We start from the raw sequence: 22892 nt of genomic DNA, 5'->3' as shown, positions 1-22892 counted from the left end.
ATTTTGACAAATACGATCAAAGCTATGTCAAAAATAAAGAAAAACGCCATCTAAAATAGCATAACTTAGCTGAATATACCTTGACATTTCCTGATGTCGCCCTAGCGCTTAGTTATTTTTGAATGGCCGCCAACAATCTGGTTGCGGGCTTTCATCTTTTTGATCGGCACTAGTACTGCTCGGCCTTAGTCGCCACTTGACTACGAATCTTGGACTGTCGACCGAGGGTCGATTCAGAGCATACCATTTGCAATGGAGCGACGCTGGTTGTCAATCGTACGATTCAAGCCAACCACAATGACATTGTGGTGGCGGCTATTGATGGCGACATTACAGTGAAGCGGCTGTTCCAACGTGGCAAATATTTAGCTTTGGTGGCACAGAATTCAGACTACTCACTGATTGTGTTCGGTGATGAGCATGAGTTATCGGTATGGGGCGTGGTCATTGCGTGGAAGTGCACCCAGAGTGATTGCACTAATCGATGTAAATAACTTATGTATGAGCTGCCAGCGGTTGTTTGAGCCCCAGCGGGAAGGCAAGCCCATGGCGTGTGTCAAATAACGATGGCGATGTGATTTCACGTTCAGCAAAGGTCAAAGCACTGTGCGTAAAGATGGGTGGGGCTTGGCATCAACTGCGTGAGTTTGCCAAAGAAATCTTTGATAGCCTATAGCAGTAACTATGCTTTATAAGCTGATATGAATGATCACGTGATACAGGTGCTTGGGATGCATTTCTTACCTAGCCCGGAGTGAGAATTTGTTAACGTCACTAAGACTTAGTCACAAGCACACTGAATTACTATTCTTGATTGGCTACCCCGTAAGTACAAACAGATGCGTACGATGAAGGTGGAAATTGTCAGGAAAGAACGACGACACTGCTGACGGAATAATTGCACTTTGTACGACAAGGGTTCATTAACGTACAAAGAAGTGTATTAGTAGCCAAGAGTTTTGTATGGTACGTAGACAAAAATAGAACCCGAAAAAGAAAGGGCTTATAATCTGACGATCATAAGCCCTTGATTTTATTGGTCGGAATAGCGGGATTCGAACTCGCGACCCCTTGCACCCCATGCAAGTGCGCTACCAGGCTGCGCCATATTCCGAGAGACTGCATTTTAACAGAGCTTACATTGCACCTCAAGATGCCACACCGACTTTTCTAGTGCTGCTACCCCTTGCACCCCATGCAAACTACTTAATTTTCCAGCCACGCCAACAAGTCTTCCAACTCGTGACGCACTTCGGTCAAGCTGACTTCACCGGTATCAAAATGGCCCACGTCGGCCAAATGTGCACCCAATTGATTACGCGCCCCGCTGATGGTGAAACCTTGCTCGTACAACAGCGAACGAATCCGGCGCACCAGCAGCACTTCGTGATGCTGGTAGTAGCGCCGATTACCACGGCGCTTAACCGGTTTTAACTGCGTAAACTCTTGTTCCCAATAGCGCAGAACATGAGGTTTGACACCGCACAAATCGCTGACTTCACCGATGGTGAAGTAGCGCTTTGCGGGTATCGACGGTAATTCATTGGTTGGAATAACGCTGCTGGAGTTTTGCATAGTGAACTTCAACCATACCTTTTAGTTTTTGGCTGGCGTGGAAAGTCACCACGCGACGCGCTGAAATAGGAATCTCTTCACCGGTTTTAGGATTACGACCAGGGCGCTGTGGTTTGTCGCGCAACTGGAAATTGCCAAAACCTGACAACTTCACCGTATCGCCTTCAGCCAAAGCACTACGAATTTCATCAAAAAACGCTTCCACCATATCTTTGGCTTCGCGTTTATTCAAACCCACCTTATCAAATAACATATCGGCCAAATCAGCCTTGGTTAAGGTCAAAGTACTCGCTTCGTACTGCATTATGTTCTCAAGATCGCGCCGCATGTTTCTGCCTTCTTAATCAATGCTGTAATCGCAGCATCAACTTCTTCATCTGTTAAAGTTTTGTGAGTATCTTGCAATAACACTTTGAATGCAAGGCTCTTTTTACCTTCTGGCAATCCTTTACCACGGTAAACATCGAACACATCAATGTTTGCCACAATAGCCTGTTTGGCACTTGCAAAAGCGGTTTTGAGTTGATCAACCGTCACGCTCTCATCCATCAGCAAGGCCAAATCACGGCGTACTGGCTGAAATTTTGACACCACGCCAGCGCTCAATTTCTGCACTTGAGTCAGTGCCGTAACATCCAATTCAAACACCACCGGTGCATTTTGCAGGCTGTATTTTTGTACCCACTGGGGATGCAACTCACCCAAGATACCGATCACCTGGCCATCAAGCACCACTTCAGCCGAGCGGCCTGGGTGCAACGCAGGATGTGCTGCACGGCGGAACTCTGCCACGCGTGGCGCAAGTAAGGCTTCAACGTCAGCTTTTACGTCAAAGAAATCCACGCGTTCTTTGCCCGCGCCCCACTGCTCAGCCACACGACCACCCCAAGCAAGGGCGGCGATTTTCTCAGGTTGCTGCTCAGCATTCAAGCCATTAAACACACGCGCCACTTCAAACAAGCGCACGCGGTCTTGCTTGCGGTTTTGATTATGCTGCAAGGCTGAAATCAAGCCACCGAGCAAGGTTGAGCGCATTACGCTCATTTGGCTGGCGATCGGGTTAATCAACTTGATCGGTGCATTATTCGCAGCGAAATCAGCTTCCCATTGCGCTTCAACGAAGGCGTAGGAAATTGCTTCCTGATAATCGCGACCGGCGATGATTTGTTTCAGTACATTTTTGCTACGCAAATGACCGGGCTGCGGCAGCATTGCGCTGCGCGCATTGCTTGGCTGTACTGGAATATTGTCGTAACCAAATACGCGCGCCACTTCTTCGATCAGATCTTCTTCGATCTCAATATCGAAGCGATAAGACGGTGGCGTTACGGTGATCACGTCACCCGCCAGTTCGCTATCCAGACCCAAACCTTGCAATAGAGCAACGATCTCAGCTGCTGGCAGGCTAATCCCCAGAACTTTCGCCACGCGTGATACGCGCAGTGCCACTGGTTGTCGTGCTGGCAGCTCGGCCAACGCTTCAGTCACCGGGCCAGCCTGACCGCCGCAGATTTCGATAATCAGCGCAGTTGCACGCTCAAGCGCTTCACGCACATTGCCGAAGTCAACACCACGCTCAAAGCGGTGGCTCGAATCAGATGAGAAGCCAAAGCGACGACCTTTACCGGCAATCACGTTCGGTGCAAAGAAGGCTGACTCAAGGAAAATATCGGTACAACCCGCTTCAACGCTCGATTCAGCGCCGCCCATAATCCCTGCCAGTGCGACAGGTTTTACATCGTCAGCAATCACCAACAAATCGTCAGTGAGTTCCAGCTCTTTTTCGTTCAGCAGTTTGATCTTCTCGCCCGCTTTAGCGAAACGCACATTGATGTCGCCCTGCAATTTCGCCAAATCAAAGGCGTGCATCGGCTGACCAAGCTCGAGCAACACGTAATTGGTCACGTCCACAATCGCCGAGATTGAACGTACACCACAACGCTCTAGACGTTGCTTCATCCAATCAGGGGTATGTGCCGCTTGATTAACACCAACAATGGCTCTACCCGCATACCGTGGGCAGGCATCACCTGCTTGCAAGTTAACCGCGCGAGTTTGACTCGCTGTAACCGCCACCGCAGGCGTTGCAACGACTTGCTGTTCGGTTTTAGTTAGCGCAGCCACTTCACGCGATAAACCACGGATCGACAAGCAATCGCAGCGATTTGGCGTGAGCTTCAGTGTCATTAAGCGATCATCTAGATTCAGATATTCGCGAATCGGCATGCCAACTGGCGCATCGCTTGGCAAAATCAATAGGCCTGATGATTCTTCAGCCAAGCCAATTTCTTGCTCGGCGCACAACATGCCCATCGATTCAACGCCACGAACTTTAGCTTTCTTGATTTTAAAGTCGCCCGGCAACACTGCGCCGACGCGCGCGCACGGTACTTTAATACCAACCGCAACATTGGCAGCGCCGCAGACGATTTGCAGTGGCTCAGCTTCGCCAACATTGACGCTACATACATTGAGACGATCAGCGTCGGGGTGCTTAGTCACACTCAGCACTTCCGCGACATACACCTCGGTAAATTCAGGTGCTGCAGGTTCATTCTCTTCAACTTCCAAGCCTGCCATCGTCAACAGATGAGCCAACTCGTCAGAATTGATCGCAGGATTTACCCAGCTACGCAACCACTGTTCAGAAAATTTCATAATTACCGGCTCGGCTTATTTGAATTGAGACAAGAAAGACACATCGTTTTCGAAGAATTGACGCAGATCGTTCACGCCGTAATACAGCATCGCAAAACGATCCAAGCCAATACCGAAAGCAAAGCCAGTGTATTTTTCAGCGTCAATATTGACGTTTTTCAGCACGTTCGGGTGCACCATGCCGCAACCACCGACTTCCATCCAGCCTTTTGACCATTTCACGTCGATTTCAGCCGATGGCTCGGTGAACGGGAAGAAAGATGGGCGGAAACGCACTTCAAGATCATCACGCTCGAAGAAGCGTCGCAGGAAGTCGACAATCACTGACTTCAGATCAGCAAATGACACATTCTCATCGACCCACAGACCTTCCATTTGGTGGAACATCGGGGAGTGAGTGGCATCCGAATCGACGCGGAATACACGCCCTGGCGCGACGATCTTGATCGGCGGCTCGTTGTTCAGCATGTACCGCACTTGAATCGGCGATGTGTGTGTCCGCAATACCAGTGGCTCGCCGTCATTTTCAACGTAGAACGTGTCCTGCATCGCACGCGCAGGGTGATTCTTCGGAATATTTAGCGCTTCGAAATTATGAAAATCATTTTCGATTTCTGGGCCATCAGCCACTGCAAAACCCATGCTGGCAAACAGCGTCTCGATGCGCTGCTGCACCAATGTTACTGGATGCAGACCGCCTTTCGCAGTACCGCGACCAGGCAAGCTGATATCTAATGCTTCGGCGGCCAATTGAGCGGCGAGCTTTTGGGCAGCAATCGAATCGCGCTTGGCATTGAGAGCAGCGTCGAAAGCTTGTTTGGCTTGATTTACCGTAGCTCCGAACGATTTTTTCTCTTCCGGTGGCAAACTCGCCAGTTGTTTCATCAGTTGGGTAATTTCGCCCTGCTTACCGACGTAATGGGCTTTAACATTTTCTAGCTCTACCGGATCATTGGTCGCATCTAATGCGGCCAAACCGGCTTCAAGTAACGTTTGCAGGTTCGCAACCATGGTTTTGCGCCCGATCTAAGTGAAATATAAGGGAAAATATTTAAGCAAACCAACTACCAAGCAATGAATTGCTTGGCAATTGTGTTGACGAAATACTTTCAACTGCTACGAAAATTTGAATAAAAAAGGGAGGCTAAGCCTCCCTTCTCATCAGCAGAACCGATTAGGCAGCGAGACTAGCTTTAGCTTTTTCAACAAAAGCAGCAAAAGCTGGTTTGTCGAATACGGCCAAGTCAGCCAACACTTTACGGTCAACCACGATGCCAGCCTTTTTCAGGCCATTCATGAAGCGGCTGTACGCCAGACCGCACTCACGTGAAGCGGCGTTAATACGCGCGATCCACAATTGACGGAATTGACGTTTTTTCTGACGACGGTCACGGTACGCGTATTGACCGGCTTTCATCACCGCTTGTTTAGCGATGCGATAGACGTTCTTACGACGACCACGATAGCCCTTAGCGAGGGCTAAAACTTTCTTATGACGAGCACGAGCGGTTACACCACGTTTAACGCGAGGCATGTTTCTTCTCCTTGGTTAAGCGTAAGGCAACATTGCACGAACGTGACCCATATTGGTCGCATCGACCATAGAGGTACCGCGCAATTGACGCTTGGTTTTAGTGGTTTTCTTGGTCAAGATGTGACGTTTGAACGCATGGCTGCGTTTAACACCACCACCGCCAAGCACTTTGAAGCGCTTTTTCGCGCTGCTCTTGGTTTTCATCTTTGGCATTGCATTGCTCCGATGAGCTATTAGATCAGGCGACAGGCGTCTAATAAAAATTAGAACTTAATACCCGCCACCCCGCTTTTGTTACGACTGTTAGCTCTGCCTCTCAGCAGGCCTTATACAGACACAGTCGCCAGTCTGTTATTTTTTCTTCGGTGCCAACATCATGACCATCTGACGACCTTCGAGCCTTGGATATTGCTCAACAACCGCCAACTCGGCCAAATCTGCCTCAACGCGTTTGAGCTGCGCCATACCAATTTCTTGGTGAGCCATCTCACGACCACGGAAACGCAAGGTGAATTTGCATTTATCGCCATCATTCAGGAAACGAATCGCACCACGCAATTTAACTTGGTAGTCATTTTCGTCTGTACCTGGGCGCAGCTTAATTTCTTTAACCTGTACCTGCTTTTGCTTGAGCTTGGCAGCGTGCTTCTTTTTGGCCTCTTCGTAACGGAATTTGCCGAAATCCATCAACCGGCAAACTGGTGGCTGTGCATTTGGTGCGATCTCAACAAGATCGACATCTGCATCTTCAGCCATTTGAAGAGCTTGATTGAGCGATACAATACCGAGTTGATCGCCATCCACACCTTGTAAACGAATTTCGCGCGCGGTGATCTCACCATTGATCCGCGGGCCTTTATCTTGAGCAGCTATTGTCATTACTCCAAGTCATTCAAAAACAAAACCGTGCATCGGCAAGCGTTAGACTTTCGGCAATTCTGACTGGATCAGCGCAACTAAGGCTTCCACTGTCATTTGACCTAGGTCTTCACCGCTGCGATTTCGCACGGCCACCAAACCTGCATCACGTTCTTTGTCACCGATAATTAATTGATACGGCAAACGTTGCAAGCTATGTTCGCGGATTTTATAGGTTATTTTCTCATTTCTCAAGTCGGCAATTGCACGAAGTCCGCTTTGATTGAGACGAGCGGTCACATTTTGTGCATATTCGCGTTGAGATTCAGAAATATTCATCACCACCAACTGCACCGGCGCGAGCCAAACAGGGAATGCACCAGCAAAGTTTTCGATCAAAATACCGATAAAACGCTCGAGCGAGCCCAACACAGCACGGTGCAACATAATCGGGCGGTGTTTAGCATTGTCTTCTCCGACATACTCGGCACCCAGACGTTCTGGCAGGTTCGGGTCAATTTGCAAAGTGCCACATTGCCACAGACGCCCTAAGCAATCTTTGAGCGTAAATTCGATTTTCGGGCCATAGAACGCGCCCTCACCCGGTAGATACTCAAACTCCAAGCCTTGTGACTGCAAAGCGGCTGCCAACGCAGCTTCCGCTTTATCCCAGCTCTCTTCAGTGCCCACGCGTTTTTCTGGACGAGTTGATAGCTTGACCAAAATCTCGCTAAAGCCAAAGTCAGCGTAAACTTCTTTGAGCAAATCAATGAAGGCTGCAGCTTCTTGCTGTACTTGATCTTCAGTACAGAAGATATGCGCATCATCTTGCACAAAGCCACGCACGCGCATAATGCCGTGCAGAGAGCCCGATGGTTCATTACGGTGACATGAGCCAAACTCCGCGTAGCGCAGCGGCAAATCGCGGTAAGAACGCAGACCTTGATTAAACACCTGAATATGACCAGGGCAATTCATCGGTTTTACCGCGTAATCGCGTTTTTCCGATTCAGTCGTAAACATATTGTCGTGGTAATTTTCCCAGTGACCGGATTTTTCCCACAAAGTACGATCCATCACCATCGGAGTACGGATTTCGTCGTAACCGTGTTGATTGAGTTTCCGACGCATGTACTGCTCAATCGTTTGCCACAGCGTCCAGCCCTTTGGATGCCAGAACACCATGCCCGGCGCTTCATCTTGCATGTGGAATAAATCGAGCTGTTTACCGATTTTACGGTGATCGCGTTTTTCTGCTTCTTCGAGCATGTGCAGGTATTGCGCCAAGTCTTCTTTCTTGGCCCAAGCCGTGCCGTAAATGCGCGTCAGCATTTCATTCTTGCTGTCGCCACGCCAGTAAGCGCCTGCCACTTTCATCAATTTGAAGACTTTCAGTTTGCCAGTCGATGGTACGTGTGGGCCACGACAGAGATCGGTAAAGTCGCCTTCACGGTACAGACTCAAAGTTTGGTCAGCAGGAATTGATTCAATGATTTCGGCCTTATAGACTTCACCGATACTCTTAAAGTACTCAACCGCTGCATCGCGCGACAATTCATAGCGCTCTACAGGAATATCTTGCCTAGCCAGCTCCTGCATTTTTTTTTCGATCAACACCAAATCTTCAGGTGTGAACGGGCGCTCGTACGAAAAGTCGTAGTAAAAGCCGTTTTCAATTGCTGGGCCGATGGTGACTTGAGCGGTAGGAAATAGTTGTTTTACAGCATAGGCAAGCAAGTGGGCAGTTGAGTGCCGGATAACCTCTAGACCGTCAGCATCCTTATCGGTGATGATAGCAAGGTTCACATCGCGATCAATCAAGTAGCTGGTATCAACCAACTGACCATCGATTTTACCGGCTAGCGCAGCACGCGCTAGCCCTGCGCCGATACTTGCAGCAACGTCAGCAATTGTGACCGCAGCTTCGAATTGACGTTGCGAACCATCAGGAAGAGTAACTACTGGCATTATTTCCGCCTTTACAAGTATCGGTATGCACCGAATACATCAGTTAAATTGGACAAAAAAAAAGTGCGGGCTTAGCCGCACTTATTAGAATCAGACTGTGAACGGCGACTTAACCTAAATAAGTAATAGTCTTGGTGCTCGTTCGTTGCATTTCTGATTCCTCTATATTGGTAGGCACGATTGGACTCGAACCAACGACCCCCACCATGTCAAGGTGGTGCTCTAACCAGCTGAGCTACGTGCCTAAAGAAGCGCAATCATAAACGGCTTACACCGCTTTGGCAAGCAAGTTAGTCTATAACAATCAAGCCATAAAAGCACTTAAAGCCCAGATTTTCGCCAGAAATATCGCCATACAAAACCTGGCCAAGCCAGAACAGTAAACAGCGCTAATGTGCTGGCGTAGAACTGCCAGTTTTGCTCATGCACAGGGCTTAACTGAGCCTCTAGCAAGCGCGCAATAAAACCGATCAATACGAAATATAATGCCAGCTCCAATAGACGCCAGACAAAATGTTTAGAAACGGATTTAGGCTGCCACACGAACAGCACTTTTTCAGAGAAAAAAGGCAAATTGGCGGACAAAGCCGCCAAAGTGCCAATTAAGAGCAAATTTTGCATTTAATTCGACTTAATGAATACCCGGAATGATCGAGCGCTGTACCGCATCGATCAACACTGTCATTAATGAGTTTGGCATCAAACCTAACACCAACAACAGCAGACAGTTAATCGATAAGATAACTTTAGCATCAAGGCTAGCTTCGAGCGACGCAGTTGTCTCAGCATCGTCAAAGTACATGACTTTTACTACCCGTAGGTAATAGAAAGCACCGATCAATGAGAATGCCACGGCGACCACAGCCAGCCAGACCATTTGCATATTCACGATTTCTTTCAAGACCGATAATTTGGCAAAAAAGCCAAGAAATACCGGTATACCAGCCATCGAGAACAAAGTGAAGAGCATCATCAGTGCAAACCATGGACTGCGCTGATTGAGGCCTTTAAGGTCAGTAATCTGATCTGCTTCGAAGCCTTCACGAGACAACAGCATCAAGACACCAAAACCCGCTGCGCCCATCAATACATAGCTGATCACATAGAAGAATGAAGCTGCATATCCATTTGGTGTAGCTACCAACAAGCCGAGCAAGACAAAGCCCATGTGTGAAATGGTCGAATAACCGAACATCCGCTTGATATTAGTTTGCGCAATCGCAGTAATATTACCTAGGCCAATCGACAACACAGCCAAGATCATCAGCATGCCACGCCAATCAGGCGCAAAACCCTCAAGGGCTTGAGCCAAAATGCGCAACGTGAATACAAACACCGCAACCTTTGGTGCTGTTGAAATCAACTGGGTCATAGGTGTTGGTGCACCTTGATACACATCCGGCACCCACATATGGAATGGAACTGCACCAAATTTGAATCCCAAACCGGTAACGACAAAAACCAAACCAAACACAACTAGCAGGTTATTTACATTACCTTGCTTGATTGCATGGGCAATCGCAAAAATATCCAAGCTGCCGGTAGCACCGTACAGCATTGACATACCGTACAGCAACATCCCTGAAGCCAATGCACCAAGTACAAAATATTTCATTGCCGCTTCAGTTGAAGCGAATGACTCACGGTTTAGAGCAACCATGGCATAGATAGACAAGGACATTAATTCCAAACCTACGTACAGCGTTAGGAAATTAACGGCCGATGCCATCACCATCATCCCTAGCAGGGAAAATAGTGCCAATGTGAACAACTCACCACGGTATAGCTTGCGCGCCTTTGCGTACGAACGTCCGTAGATCAACACCAAGGCGACGCCCAAAATCATACCAAGCTTGGCGTAATCTGAAAGTGCATCCGCCAGAAATGAGTTACTAAAACCTACGCGCGCTTCTGGCTGATGGCCGCTAACTACGAGTGCAGCAGTCACCCCCAACGTGAGCAAAGTTAATACGTAGGTAATGCCTCGTTTTGCATCACTGATAAATAAATCAATCAGCAGAATGGCACATACAGCGCAGAGCAAAAAGATCTCTGGCGTTGCCACCCATGGATTAAGACTGGTCCAGGTCATGGTTCTAGCCTACTTTTATAGTCGATTATTAGTGGAGCTTGGATTGTGAAACATGCCAGATCAGGTCATTTACTGACTGGTGCATCACATCAGTAAATGGTTTCGGGAACAAACCCATACCCAATACTGCTATGGCCAAAATAGCCAAAACCAAGAATTCACGTGCGTTGACATCTTTCAACTCAGCAACGTTGTCGTTTGCAACGTCGCCAAAAATCACGCGTTTATACATCCACAAGGTATATGCCGCACCGAAGATCAATGTGGTCGCAGCAGCTACGGCGTACCAGAAGTTCACCTGAACCGCGCCGAGTACGACCATAAATTCACCTGCAAAACCTGATGTTGCTGGTAAACCAGAATTGGCCATGGCGAACAACATCATAAATGCAGCAAAAATAGGCATTTTGTTAGCAACACCACCGTAATCGGCAATTTTGCGACTATGCACGCGGTCATACATCACACCGATACAGAAGAACATCGCGGCCGAAACAAAGCCGTGTGAAATCATCTGAACCAGCGCGCCTTCAACAGCCCAAGCATTCAGTTGGTTACCACTCACGCCACCGAACATAAAGAAGCCCAGCGTCACAAAACCCATGTGAGAGATTGATGAATAAGCCACCAGCTTTTTCATATCGGTTTGCACTAAAGCAACCATACCGATGTATACGACTGCAACGAGGGACAATGCAACGAATACCCACGCATACTCCCTAGAGGCATCCGGAGCAATTGGCAAGGCAAATCGCAAGAAACCGTACGCGCCGAGTTTCAGCGTAATCGCCGCCAATACCATCGAACCACCAGTAGGTGCTTCAACGTGGGCGTCTGGCAACCAAGTGTGAACGGGCCACATAGGGACTTTCACCGCAAAGGCAAAAAAGAACGCTACCAGCAACAACGTTTGCGCCGCCATACCCAAAGGCAGGCGATGGTATTCAGCTATTTCGAAGCTGCCACCAGTTTGGTAGTACAGATAGATAAATGCCACCAAAGTCAGCAATGAACCCATCAATGTGTACAGAAAGAACTTCACTGATGCGTACACACGGTTTGGACCACCCCACACACCAATAATCAGGTACATTGGGATCAACATGGCTTCGAAGAATACGTAGAACAGAATCGCATCTAGTGCAACGAACGCACCATTGATCAAGCCTGACATGATCAAGAATGCAGCCATGTATTGCGCTACACGTTTTTCAATCACTTGCCAGCCAGCCAATACCACCATCAAAGTGGTAAAGCTGTTCAATATCACAAAGAACATCGACAAGCCGTCAACGCCCAAGTGATAGTTGATATTCAAGCTTTGAATCCAAGGTTTCAGCTCTTCGAACTGCATACCACCATGGAATGTATCGAAGCCGGTGTAAAGCGGAATCGTTACAAGGAAAGAGGCCAAAGCGCCTAGAAGCGCCAGCCAGCGCGCAGCAGGAGCATTTTTATCGCTTCCTGTTGCGAGCACGACCAAGCCCGCCAAGATTGGCAGCCAGATCGCAAGGCTGAGGAGATTACCCGTCATAGTTAACCTACTTGTTAATAATTAAATCCGGCAATCAGTGAACCCACTGATTACTGCGCTTGCAGTAAAGAATTCGCCAACAAAGTCAGCAACAACAACACACCGACTATCATGGCAAACGCGTAATGATAGATATAGCCACTTTGAATACGACGAGTCAGATTGGAGAACAATCCAACCAATTTAGCCGTTCCATTCACAACTAAACCATCAATCAGCAGGGTATCACCCACTTTCCACAACACTGTACCTAGGGCACGGCCACCAGCGGCAAAACCGTTGATGTACAGGTGATCCATGTAGTATTTCTCTTCCAACAATTTTTTCACACCAATTGAAGTAAAGAAGCGATCCAAAGCGGCTGGAATTTCTGGCTTAACCATATAGAAGAAGTAAGCACTTGCCACACCCGCAACGGCCAACCAGAACGGCAGAGTAACGAAGGCATGCATACCCATGTGGTACCAGTCTTCTGCATGCTCACCGACAGCTTCCATCGCGCCATGGAGTTCATGATTAACAAAAATCACGTCTTTGAAGAAATCGCCAACCAGCATTGGGGTCATTGCCCAAGCACCGATAAATACTGAAGGAATGGCCAACAGTACCAATGGCAGCGTGACTACCCATGGTGACTCATGCGGTTTGTCGTTCGGGCCCAAGCCATGGTGGTGATCATGATCATCATGCGCGTCATGAGCATGGTGATGATCTTTCTTCTGCATCCATTGCTCTTTACCATGAAATACCAAGAAGTACATACGGAATGAGTAGAACGCAGTGACAAAAACACCAGCGATTACAGCGAATTGAGCAAAACCAGCGCCAGGCAATTTAGACGCTTCTACGGCCAAGATAATTGAATCTTTAGAGTAGAAACCCGACAGGAACGGCGTACCGATCAGTGCTAACGAGCCTAGCAGTGAGGTAATCCAAGTAAACGGCATGTATTTACGCAAGCCACCCATATTGCGGATATCTTGGTCGTGGTGCATACCCATGATGACAGAACCCGCAGCAAGGAACAGCAGGGCTTTAAAGAACGCATGCGTCATCAGGTGGAACACCGCGACTGAGTACGCAGACGCACCCAGCGCAACAGTCATATAACCCAATTGTGACAGGGTGGAATAAGCAACCACACGTTTAATGTCGTTTTGAATAATGCCCAAGAAGCCCATGAACAGCGCAGTAATCGAACCAATCACCAGCACAAAGTTCAAAGCAGTTTCTGACAATTCGAACATCGGAGACATACGCGATACCATAAAGATACCGGCTGTAACCATCGTTGCAGCGTGAATCAACGCAGAAATCGGCGTTGGGCCTTCCATCGAATCTGGCAGCCAAACATGCAATGGAAATTGCGCCGATTTACCCATCGCACCAATGAACAGCAAGATGCAGGTCGTCGTCATCAAAGACCAAGAAGTGCCTGGGATAATGCTAATCGTTGCATGCTCAAGTTCTGGCAATTTCGCGAAAACTTGGGCGTAGTCCAGCGTACCGAAGTGCGCCAATACCAAACCAATACCAAGCAGGAAACCAAAGTCACCCACACGGTTAACTAAGAACGCTTTCAAGTTGGCGAACGTCGCGGTTGGGCGCTTGAACCAGAAGCCGATCAACAGATAAGACACTAAACCCACTGCTTCCCAGCCAAAGAACAACTGAACAAAGTTGTTACTCATCACAAGCATCAACATTGAGAAGGTAAACAGTGAGATATAGCTGAAGAAACGTTGATAGCCTGGATCTTCATGCATGTAGCCGATAGTGTATACGTGCACCATCAACGATACAAAAGTCACTACACACATCATCATGGCAGTCAGATTGTCGACCAAAAAGCCAACATTCAGATCCACACCGTTGACGGTGAGCCAGGTATAAACCGTGCCATTGAACGATTCGCCACCATTGAGCAAATAGTTCAGTACGTAAGCTGATAAGCCAAATGCCGTTGCAACCCCTGCGATAGTAACGCAATGAGCTGCACGACGACCGATTAGCCAACCAAACAGGCCAGCAATCAGCGCGCCGGCTAGCGGCGCAAGCGGGATCAGCAGATAAATCGATTTCATGTCCATTGGTATTCTTGTCCGATTTAATGTTGTCCGGTTTAACCCTTCAGACTATCCAGATCTTCAACGTTGATCGACCGTAAATTACGGAACAGAACAACCAAGATCGCCAAGCCAATTGCTGATTCAGCAGCGGCAACGGTCAGGATAAAGAAGACGAAAATCTGACCCGCGGTATCGCCCAAGAACTGCGAAAACGCGATGAAATTCATGTTCACCGACAAAAGCATCAACTCAATTGCCATCAGCAATACGATCAGATTTTTTCGGTTCATGAAAATGCCAAATACACTGACGGCAAACATAATGGCGCCAAGTACGAGGTAATGTGTAAGCGTTAGCACTGTCATCCCCTATTATGCCGCAGGCTTATCTTCGGCAACCGATGCATCATCAGCGACGAATTTAGGCTCTGATTTCATTTTCACCATGCGCACACGATCCTCACGCTTAATACGGATTTGCTCACCCGGATTAATGTATTTCGTGTTTTTACGTTTACGCAGCGTCAACGCAATAGCGGCAACCATACCAACCAGCAGCAGTACTGCTGATAACTGGAACGGCAGGAAATACTGGGTATAAATCAATTTGCCCAATACTTCGGCTGAAGCAGTGTTAAACGATGGCTCAACCACATTATCGATTTTGGCGTAGCGATGCGTCAGAATCAGCACCATCTCAGCCAACATGATCACGGCAACAGTGCCGGCCACTGGTAAAAACTTCCAGAAGCTCTTACGCAGCGCTTCAAAGTTGATATCCAACATCATGACTACGAATAGGAACAGTACCATCACTGCACCGACGTAAATCACAATCAACGATACTGCCAAGAATTCCGCCTTCATCAGCATCCAAAGTACGGCGCTATTAAAGAACGAAAGTACCAAGTACAACACGGCATGAACTGGATTTTTTGCTGTGATCACACGGAATGCAGCAAACACCAGTACGGCGGCAAATACATAAAAAATCGCTAAACTCATATCCATAGCTCGGAACCCTTAGCGGTATTTAGCATCAGCGGCTTTACGCTCAGCGATTTCTTTTTCGTATTTATCACCCACCGCCAATAGCATTGGCTTGGTGTAATACAAATCGCCACGTTTTTCACCGTGATATTCATAAATATGTGTTTCAACAATGGCATCGACTGGACAGGCTTCTTCACAGAAACCACAGAAAATGCACTTTGTCAGGTCGATATCATAGCGGCTAGTACGACGCGTTTTGTCATCTTCACGCGCTTCTGATTCGATCGTAATCGCCATTGCTGGGCAAACTGCTTCACACAATTTACAAGCAATACAACGCTCTTCACCGTTGGCATAACGACGTTGCGCATGCAGACCACGAAAACGTGGGCTGTACGGCGTTTTTTCGTCCGGGAACTGCACGGTGATCTTGCGCTGAAAGAAGTGGCGGCCAGTAAGCTTTAGGCCGAGCACCAACTCCCACAGCAAGAAGGTTTTAAAGAAATACGAAATTTTTTCCACGGTCTCTGTCCTTTTCTTCTTACCAGATCGACCAAGGGGTCTGCATCCAAGCACCGACCACGATAATCCATACCAAGGTAACAGGAATGAAAATCTTCCAGCCCAGACGCATCAGTTGATCGTAGCGATAACGTGGGAAAGTAGCGCGGAACCACAAAAAGCAGAACAGCAAGAATGCTACTTTCAATACCCACCACAGTGGGCTTGCAGCGCCGAGTACCGGAATAGACGCAGGGAACGGAGACAACCAGCCGCCCAAGAACATCACCGATGCCATTGCCGAAATCAAGATCATATTGGCGTATTCAGCCAAGAAGAACAGCGCGAAACTCATACCCGAGTATTCAACCATGTGACCGGCAACGATCTCAGACTCACCTTCGGTTACGTCAAATGGTGCGCGGTTGGTTTCAGCCACGCCAGCAATGAAGTAAACAACGAACAGTGGCAGCAGTGGAATCAAGTTCCAAGACAAGATTGAACCGCCCATCGCACCAGCAGCCTGTTGCTCAACGATTTTCGTTAAGTTCAAGCTGCCCGACACCATGATCACGCCAACGAGCGCAAAGCCCATGGCTAACTCGTACGAGATCACCTGAGCAGCTGCACGCATACCACCCAAGAAAGCGTATTTCGAGTTAGACGCCCAACCAGCCAAGATCACGCCGTAAACGCCCATGGAAGTAATGGCCATCACGTAGAGCAAACCTACGTTCACATCAGCCAATACATACCCGGGGTAAAAAGGTACAACCGCCCACGCAGCTAGCGCAGGGACCAATACCATCACAGGCGCCAAGAAGAATAATTTCTTGTCTGCCGCTGAAGGTGCAATGATCTCTTTAAGCAAGAGTTTTACGCCGTCAGCGATCGGTTGCAGCAGACCAAACGGACCAACCCGGTTCGGGCCGATACGGATCTGCATATAACCAATTACTTTACGCTCAGCCAATGTCAGGTAGGCAACCGCCCCCATAATTGGCGCCACGATCAGAACGATCTTCAGCAAAGTCCAAACCAGGAATGCCACTTGATGTGCAGTTTCTGCGCTCAAGTACCCAGCGAGGATGTTTTGTAGAAATTCCATTATCTACCCCCTTATCCTTTGAGTACTTCAACAGCACCCACCATCTCGCCCAAATCGCGAGTCAGTGGATGAGAAGTTGCAACACGTACCACGTCGTCCAGCAAACCAGCGTCCAGTTTCACTGTCAGCTCAGCACTACCCTGCCCTTGTTTCACAATGGCTTTAGCACCTTCAACAAGACCGAGCTTAGCAATGGTTGCAGCATTCAGGCGAACAGTCGTTGCCAGAGCCGCATCAGCAGTAGCTTGCAGGCTTGGAGCACGACGAACGATCGCATCGCCTTGGTACACAGGTACTTCACCCAAACGAACCAGACCTTGAGCTGATTTAGCAGAAACTGCCACAGCAGAAGCCAACGTATTGTTCAAGCGAGCTGCGGTATCACCAGCGAGTGCTTCATCGCGGATTTCTTCAGACGAGTTGTAGTCAAAGCCGTTAAAGCCCAAGACATTACCCAAGACACGGAATACTTTCCAAGCTGGACGCGTTTCACCCAATGGGCGCACGACACCATTAAAGCTTTGCGCTTTACCTTCCATATTCACAAACGTGCCTGACGTTTCAGTGAATGGAGAGATTGGCAGCAAGACATCTGCGTAATCCATCGCACAGCTTTGGAACGCTGACATCACGACAACCATTTCAGCTTGTTTTGCCGCAGCCAAAGCTTGCGCGCCGTTGTGCGCGTCGTATTCAGGCTCAACACCAACGAATACATAAGCTTTTTTGCCAGCTGCGAAAACATTACCGCCCACATCAGCGCCGATCAATTCAGCACCCACGCTATTGGCAGCAACCGCAGGAACGCCCAACTTAGCACCAGTCAAGGCAGCAAATGCCGCAGCGGCAGCGTAGATTTCAGCGTACCGCTCCGATGTTTGTGCAATATTGCCCAGCAATACGGCTGCTTTTGCTTTGCCTTCGAAGCTAGTAGCAATTGCGCGTGCAGCATCGCTAACTTCAACGTTAGCCAAATCGATGCAAGCAGGAGCAGCAACTGATTTGAGTTCAACTACGGCTTTAACAACTTGCAGCAAGCCTTCTACCAATTGGTCTGGGCGAACTACAACTTCACCCGCCAACTTGGTCAGCAGATCATCAGCATGAACATTAACCAATGACAAGGCCATGCCTTTTTTCACTGACTGACGTAGACGTTGAGCCAACAATGGTTGCTCTTTACGTACAGTTGAGCCAACAATCAGCACCGCTTCATTCTGTGACAACTCTTCTAGCGACTGGCCTAGCCATTTCGCGCCTTGAGTTTTTACTGAGAAATCAGCGTTGCGAGCAAAGGCTTGAACGGCATCAACACCCAAGCCTGCCATCAACTTGCGCAGCGTGAACAATTCTTCAACGGTGCTGTTTGCTGAAGCAACTGCAGCAACACTGTCTTTACCGTGCTCTGCAACAACCTGTTTCAGGCCATTCGCCACGTATTCCAGCGCAGTTTGCCAATCAGCTTGTTGCCATACGCCGCCTTGCTTGATCATTGGCGTGGTCAAACGTTCTTGGCTGTTCAAAGCTTCGTATGAGTAACGATCGCGGTCAGATAACCAGCATTCGTTAATCGCTTCGTTTTCCAGTGGCAACACTCGCATTACTTTGTTGTTCTTAACTTGAACAACCAAGTTAGAACCCAAGCCATCGTGCGCACCCACTGATTTACGGCGCGACAATTCCCAAGTACGTGCAGTGTAACGGAATGGCTTGCTGGTTAAAGCGCCAACCGGACACAGATCAATCACATTACCCGAGATTTCTGAATTAACCGTTTTGCCAATGAATGGCATCACTTCGGTAAATTCGCCGCGGTTAGCCATACCCAGCTCTTGGAAACCTGCGATTTCTTCAGTGAAGCGAACACAACGGCTGCAATGGATACAGCGCGTCATGTCGGTAGAAATCAGCGGACCAAGGTCTTTATTGGCAACAACACGCTTCTCTTCAGCGTATACAGAGCCTGATTGGCCATAACCGACGGCCAAATCTTGCAATTGACATTCACCACCCTGATCGCAAATTGGGCAATCAAGTGGGTGGTTGATCAGCAGAAACTCCATAACCCCTTTCTGAGCGGTAACCGCTTGATCAGAATGGGTAAATACTTTCATACCATCCGTTACAGGTGTTGCACAGGCCGGTAAAGGCTTAGGTGCTTTTTCAACCTGAACAAGGCACATACGGCAGTTTGCGGCAATTGATAGTTTTTTGTGATAGCAAAAATGAGGGATATGCACACCAATTGAATTGGCTGCGTCCATCACAGTGCTACCACCAGGGACTGTCAATTTTTTACCGTCGATTTCGATTTCCAGCATGCTCGACTCGATTCAAAGGCAATAATTCAAAAGAAAACTCGACTAATACAGCGCGAAATTACAGACCTTTCGCTTTTTGTGCTTTATTGATCAAATCTTCGAATTCATGGCGGAAGTGTTTCAACATTCCACGCACAGGGAACACAGCAGCATCACCCAAGGCACAAATTGTGCGACCAGCGATATTGTCACCAACGCGTGACAACAAATCGAGGTCTTCTGGGCAACCTTCGCCTTTTGCGATGCGGTGTACTACACGATACAACCAGCCTGTTCCTTCACGACATGGGGTACATTGACCGCATGATTCTTCATGATAGAAATAGGATAAGCGCTCTAGCGCGCTGACCATACAAACTGTTTCATCCATCACAATTACCGCACCAGAGCCCAACATCGAGCCAGCTTTAGCAATTGAGTCGTAATCCATCGTGCATTGCATCATCACATCAGCCGGCAATACTGGTGCAGATGAGCCACCAGGAATCACTGCTTTAAGTTTTTTGCCGTCGCGCATACCGCCGCACATCTCTAACAATTCAGAGAATGGCGTGCCCAATGGAATTTCGTAGTTACCTGGACGATTGACGTGGCCTGAAACCGAGAACAATTTAGTACCGCCATTGTTTGGCTTACCCAGTTCAAGGAATTTCTGACCGCCTTCACGAATAATGTATGGCACCGAAGCGAACGTTTCAGTGTTATTAATCGTGGTTGGCTTGCCGTACAAACCGTAAGACGCAGGGAATGGAGGTTTAAAGCGCGGCTGGCCTTTTTTACCTTCCAAAGATTCGAGCAGAGCCGTTTCCTCTCCACAGATATAAGCACCATAACCATGGTGGCCATGCAGTTGGAAACAGAAATCTGAACCTAAAATATTGTCCCCCAAGAAACCCGCTGCGCGAGCTTCTTCGAGCGCTTCTTCGAAGCGTTGATATGCCTCAAAGACTTCACCGTGGATGTAGTTGTAACCTACGGTAATGCCCATGGCGTAACCGCCAATAATCATGCCCTCAATCAAGGCATGTGGGTTATAAACCATAATGTCTAGGTCTTTAAATGTACCTGGTTCACCTTCATCGGTATTACAAACCAAGTACTTTTGCCCTGGAAAACTGCGGGGCATAAAAGACCATTTCAAACCGGTAGGGAAACCTGCACCGCCACGACCGCGCAAGCTCGATGTTTTCATCTCGGCGATGATGTCATCTTGGGTAATTTTGTCGTTGATGATCTTTTTCAGAGCCGCATAACCACCGCGCTTAACGTATTCTTCTAAGCGCCAGCAGTTTGGATCTTCAAAATTCACGCCTTCAAAAACGACGCCTTTTACATAGACGGTCATTATTCAAGCTCCGCCAGTTTTTTATCGATTGCTTCTGGCGTCATGTGATTACACATGCTGTGGTTATTGACCAGCATTACTGGTGCATAACCACAGGCCCCCATACACTCTCCTTCTTTGAGAGTGAATTTGCCGTCAGCGGTCGTTTCATTAAAATCGATACCCAACTTCTGCTTTAAATAATCCGCAGTTGTGTAACCGCCAGACAAAGCACAGGGCAGATTAGTACATACAGTTAGCTTGTATTTACCTACAGGCTTTATGTCGTACATGTTGTAGAACGTCGCTACTTCGTACGCCATCATCGGTGCAATGCCGAGGTAGTTAGCGATGAACTCAATCAATTCATTCGTCAAATAGCGTTTTTCAGTTTGCGCGATACGCAAAGCCCCCATTACTGCAGAACGTGCTTGATCTGCTGGATACTTTGCCACTTCACGATCGATTAACGCCAAAGACTCAGCAGAAAGAAGATTGGTAGTAATCATTAGCGGTCAATCTCCCCGAATACAATATCCTGCGTACCGATAATCGCTACAACGTCCGAAATCATATGGCCACGAGCCATTTCGTCGAGCGCAGATAGATGCACATAACCAGGCGCACGGATCTTCAAACGATATGGCTTATTTGCACCATCCGAAATCATGTAGATACCAAACTCACCCTTCGGATGTTCCACTGCAGCATAAGCCTCACCTTCTGGCACGTGCATACCTTCAGTGAACAATTTGAAGTGGTGAATCAGCTCTTCCATGTTTTCTTTCATCGCTTCACGCGATGGAGGAGCAACTTTATGATTATCGGTAATCACTGGGCCAGGATTTGCTTTAAGCCAAGCAACACATTGCTTGATGATGCGGTTTGATTGACGCATCTCTTCAACGCGAACCAAGTAACGATCGTAGCAATCACCTGTTTTGCCAACTGGAATATCAAAATCCAATTGATCATAAACTTCATAAGGCTGAGTTTTACGCAAATCCCACTCAACGCCAGAGCCACGCAACATCGCACCAGTAAAACCAATGGCTTTTGCGCGCTCACCGTCAACCACACCAATACCTACGGTACGTTGTTTCCAGATACGGTTATCTGTTAGCAGCGTTTCGTACTCATCAATGTAAGTGGGGAAGCGATTGGTAAAATCATCAATAAAGTCGAGCAAACTACCTTGGCGGTTTTTATTCAGATCTTTAATCGCAGCAGCATTACGTACTTTCGATGCTTGATATTGCGGCATTTCATCCGGCAGATCGCGATATACGCCACCTGGACGGTAGTAGGCTGCATGCATACGAGCGCCAGAAACGGCCTCGTAGCAATCCATCAAGTCTTCACGCTCACGGAATGCGTACAGGAAGATCGTCATCGCGCCACAGTCCAGACCGTGCGCACCAATCCACATCAAGTGATTCAATACACGTGTAATTTCATCGAACATCACACGAATATACTGAGCACGAATTGGCACTTCCAATCCGAGCAATTTTTCGATCGCCATGCAGTAGGCGTGCTCGTTTGACATCATAGATACGTAGTCAAGACGATCCATGTATGGCAATGATTGAATGTACGTTTTATGTTCAGCCAACTTTTCAGTCGCGCGGTGCAATAAACCGATATGTGGATCTGCACGCTCAACCACCTCACCATCCAACTCCAAAACCAGACGCAATACGCCGTGCGCAGCAGGGTGTTGTGGACCGAAGTTTAAGGTGTAATTACGGATTTCAGCAGCCACCGTAGTTCTCCTCGCGGATAATGCGCGGTGTAATTTCACGCGGATCGATGGTCACAGGCTGGTAAACGACACGCGCTTGTTCAGCGTCGTAGCGCATTTCAACATAACCAGACAATGGGAAGTCTTTGCGGAATGGGTGACCAACAAAACCGTAGTCAGTCAAAATGCGGCGCAGATCAGGGTGACCCTGGAATACGATACCAAACAAATCGAACGCCTCGCGCTCAAACCAGTTAATCGCAGGCCATACATCCACCACAGAATTGATCACGGGGAATGCATCATCCGCACAGAATACGCGGACACGCAGGCGCACATTGTGCTTATAAGAAAGCAAATGGTAGACCACCGCAAAACGCGGCCCTTCCCACGCACCATCTTTATATTCGCTATAGTCAACACCACAGGCGTCAACCAATTGCTCAAAGTGCAGACCAGCGTCGTCGCGCAATTGCAGCGCAACTTCGGACCAAACCGCCGCAGGCACTTCGATTGTTACTTCGCCCAACGCATTTTTCAGCGAAGCAATTTTTGCCTCACCCAGAACAGTGCGCAAGCTTTCAATCAGTGTTTCTAGCTTATTTGCCATGGCT

Annotated in this window: 22 protein-coding genes and 2 tRNA genes; 1 reads left to right on the top strand and 23 read right to left on the bottom strand. The window is 48.2% G+C overall.

The genetic code is table 11. The features are described 5' to 3' along the window. Positions 1-209 precede the first annotated feature (209 nt). Positions 210-494, top strand: coding sequence for a LexA family protein (locus HZU75_RS17775; protein WP_180306206.1), 285 nt, complete (start codon positions 210-212; stop codon positions 492-494). Between the two features lie 543 nt (positions 495-1037). Here HZU75_RS17775 and HZU75_RS11620 read toward each other — a convergent pair. The 23 genes from HZU75_RS11620 to HZU75_RS11510 form a co-directional block, all read right to left on the bottom strand. Then, a tRNA-Pro gene (locus HZU75_RS11620) sits at positions 1038-1114 on the bottom strand. Positions 1115-1206: 92 nt separating this feature from the next. Then, the gene (locus tag HZU75_RS11615; protein ID WP_180306205.1) at positions 1207-1575 is read right to left on the bottom strand and encodes a MerR family transcriptional regulator; all 369 of its coding nucleotides are present in this window, start codon (positions 1573-1575) and stop codon (positions 1207-1209) included. Then, entirely contained in the window at positions 1541-1858 is a 318-nt protein-coding gene (locus tag HZU75_RS11610; protein WP_157314195.1) for an integration host factor subunit alpha, read from the bottom strand. The genes HZU75_RS11615 and HZU75_RS11610 overlap by 35 nt, the downstream gene beginning before the upstream one ends. Positions 1859-1878: 20 nt before the next feature. Then, positions 1879-4233 carry a phenylalanine--tRNA ligase subunit beta gene (gene pheT / locus HZU75_RS11605; RefSeq protein WP_180306203.1) on the bottom strand — a complete coding sequence of 785 codons (2355 nt, stop codon included), beginning with the start codon at positions 4231-4233 and terminating at the stop codon, positions 1879-1881. 15 nt (positions 4234-4248) lie between these two features. Further along, positions 4249-5244 carry a phenylalanine--tRNA ligase subunit alpha gene (gene pheS / locus HZU75_RS11600; RefSeq protein WP_180306202.1) on the bottom strand — a complete coding sequence of 332 codons (996 nt, stop codon included), beginning with the start codon at positions 5242-5244 and terminating at the stop codon, positions 4249-4251. 163 nt (positions 5245-5407) lie between these two features. Then, positions 5408-5767 (bottom strand): 50S ribosomal protein L20, encoded by a 360-nt coding sequence (gene rplT / locus HZU75_RS11595; protein ID WP_180306201.1) that lies wholly within the window; start codon positions 5765-5767, stop codon positions 5408-5410. A 15-nt stretch (positions 5768-5782) separates the two neighbouring features. Further along, positions 5783-5980: a 50S ribosomal protein L35 gene (gene rpmI / locus HZU75_RS11590; protein ID WP_180306200.1), complete on the bottom strand. Its 198-nt coding sequence runs from the start codon at positions 5978-5980 to the stop codon at positions 5783-5785. 138 nt (positions 5981-6118) lie between these two features. Continuing rightward, a complete protein-coding gene (gene infC, locus HZU75_RS11585; RefSeq protein ID WP_157314100.1) occupies positions 6119-6646 on the bottom strand; it encodes a translation initiation factor IF-3 in 528 nt (175 codons plus the stop codon). 42 nt (positions 6647-6688) lie between these two features. Further along, on the bottom strand, positions 6689-8593 hold the full coding sequence (thrS, locus tag HZU75_RS11580) for a threonine--tRNA ligase (RefSeq protein WP_180306199.1): 1905 nt from the start codon (positions 8591-8593) through the stop codon (positions 6689-6691). 168 nt (positions 8594-8761) lie between these two features. After that, positions 8762-8838: transfer RNA gene (locus tag HZU75_RS11575), tRNA-Val, on the bottom strand. A 76-nt stretch (positions 8839-8914) separates the two neighbouring features. Beyond that, positions 8915-9214, bottom strand: coding sequence for a DUF2818 family protein (locus HZU75_RS11570; protein WP_180306198.1), 300 nt, complete (start codon positions 9212-9214; stop codon positions 8915-8917). A 10-nt stretch (positions 9215-9224) separates the two neighbouring features. Next, entirely contained in the window at positions 9225-10685 is a 1461-nt protein-coding gene (nuoN, locus tag HZU75_RS11565) for an NADH-quinone oxidoreductase subunit NuoN (protein ID WP_180306197.1), read from the bottom strand. A 28-nt stretch (positions 10686-10713) separates the two neighbouring features. Further along, the gene (locus tag HZU75_RS11560; protein WP_180306196.1) at positions 10714-12219 is read right to left on the bottom strand and encodes an NADH-quinone oxidoreductase subunit M; all 1506 of its coding nucleotides are present in this window, start codon (positions 12217-12219) and stop codon (positions 10714-10716) included. A gap of 50 nt (positions 12220-12269) precedes the next feature. Next, positions 12270-14309, bottom strand: coding sequence for an NADH-quinone oxidoreductase subunit L (nuoL, locus tag HZU75_RS11555; protein ID WP_180306195.1), 2040 nt, complete (start codon positions 14307-14309; stop codon positions 12270-12272). A 32-nt stretch (positions 14310-14341) separates the two neighbouring features. Further along, positions 14342-14647 (bottom strand): NADH-quinone oxidoreductase subunit NuoK, encoded by a 306-nt coding sequence (gene nuoK / locus HZU75_RS11550; RefSeq protein ID WP_157314106.1) that lies wholly within the window; start codon positions 14645-14647, stop codon positions 14342-14344. Positions 14648-14659: 12 nt separating this feature from the next. Then, positions 14660-15298 carry an NADH-quinone oxidoreductase subunit J gene (locus HZU75_RS11545; RefSeq protein WP_180306194.1) on the bottom strand — a complete coding sequence of 213 codons (639 nt, stop codon included), beginning with the start codon at positions 15296-15298 and terminating at the stop codon, positions 14660-14662. Positions 15299-15310: 12 nt separating this feature from the next. Then, complete coding sequence (nuoI, locus tag HZU75_RS11540) at positions 15311-15802, bottom strand: NADH-quinone oxidoreductase subunit NuoI (RefSeq protein WP_157314108.1); 492 nt, start codon at positions 15800-15802, stop codon at positions 15311-15313. Between the two features lie 19 nt (positions 15803-15821). Beyond that, positions 15822-16892: an NADH-quinone oxidoreductase subunit NuoH gene (gene nuoH, locus HZU75_RS11535; RefSeq protein ID WP_373279648.1), complete on the bottom strand. Its 1071-nt coding sequence runs from the start codon at positions 16890-16892 to the stop codon at positions 15822-15824. An 8-nt stretch (positions 16893-16900) separates the two neighbouring features. Further along, complete coding sequence (gene nuoG, locus HZU75_RS11530) at positions 16901-19210, bottom strand: NADH-quinone oxidoreductase subunit NuoG (RefSeq protein ID WP_180306192.1); 2310 nt, start codon at positions 19208-19210, stop codon at positions 16901-16903. Between the two features lie 58 nt (positions 19211-19268). Continuing rightward, positions 19269-20555, bottom strand: coding sequence for an NADH-quinone oxidoreductase subunit NuoF (gene nuoF / locus HZU75_RS11525; RefSeq protein ID WP_180306191.1), 1287 nt, complete (start codon positions 20553-20555; stop codon positions 19269-19271). Next, positions 20555-21043, bottom strand: a complete 489-nt coding sequence (nuoE, locus tag HZU75_RS11520) for an NADH-quinone oxidoreductase subunit NuoE (protein WP_180306190.1) — start codon at positions 21041-21043, stop codon at positions 20555-20557. The genes nuoF and nuoE overlap by 1 nt, the downstream gene beginning before the upstream one ends. Further along, positions 21043-22299 (bottom strand): NADH-quinone oxidoreductase subunit D, encoded by a 1257-nt coding sequence (locus HZU75_RS11515; RefSeq protein ID WP_180306189.1) that lies wholly within the window; start codon positions 22297-22299, stop codon positions 21043-21045. Before HZU75_RS11515 ends, nuoE begins: the two co-directional genes overlap by 1 nt. After that, positions 22289-22888, bottom strand: a complete 600-nt coding sequence (locus HZU75_RS11510; RefSeq protein ID WP_180306188.1) for an NADH-quinone oxidoreductase subunit C — start codon at positions 22886-22888, stop codon at positions 22289-22291. Before HZU75_RS11510 ends, HZU75_RS11515 begins: the two co-directional genes overlap by 11 nt. Positions 22889-22892 lie beyond the last annotated feature (4 nt).

Origin of the sequence: Chitinibacter fontanus (genome assembly GCF_013423785.1) — a bacterium.
GTDB lineage: Bacteria > Pseudomonadota > Gammaproteobacteria > Burkholderiales > Chitinibacteraceae > Chitinibacter > Chitinibacter fontanus.
Note: the sequence above shows the minus strand (reverse complement) of the source record. Positions and strands in the feature narration are given on the sequence as shown.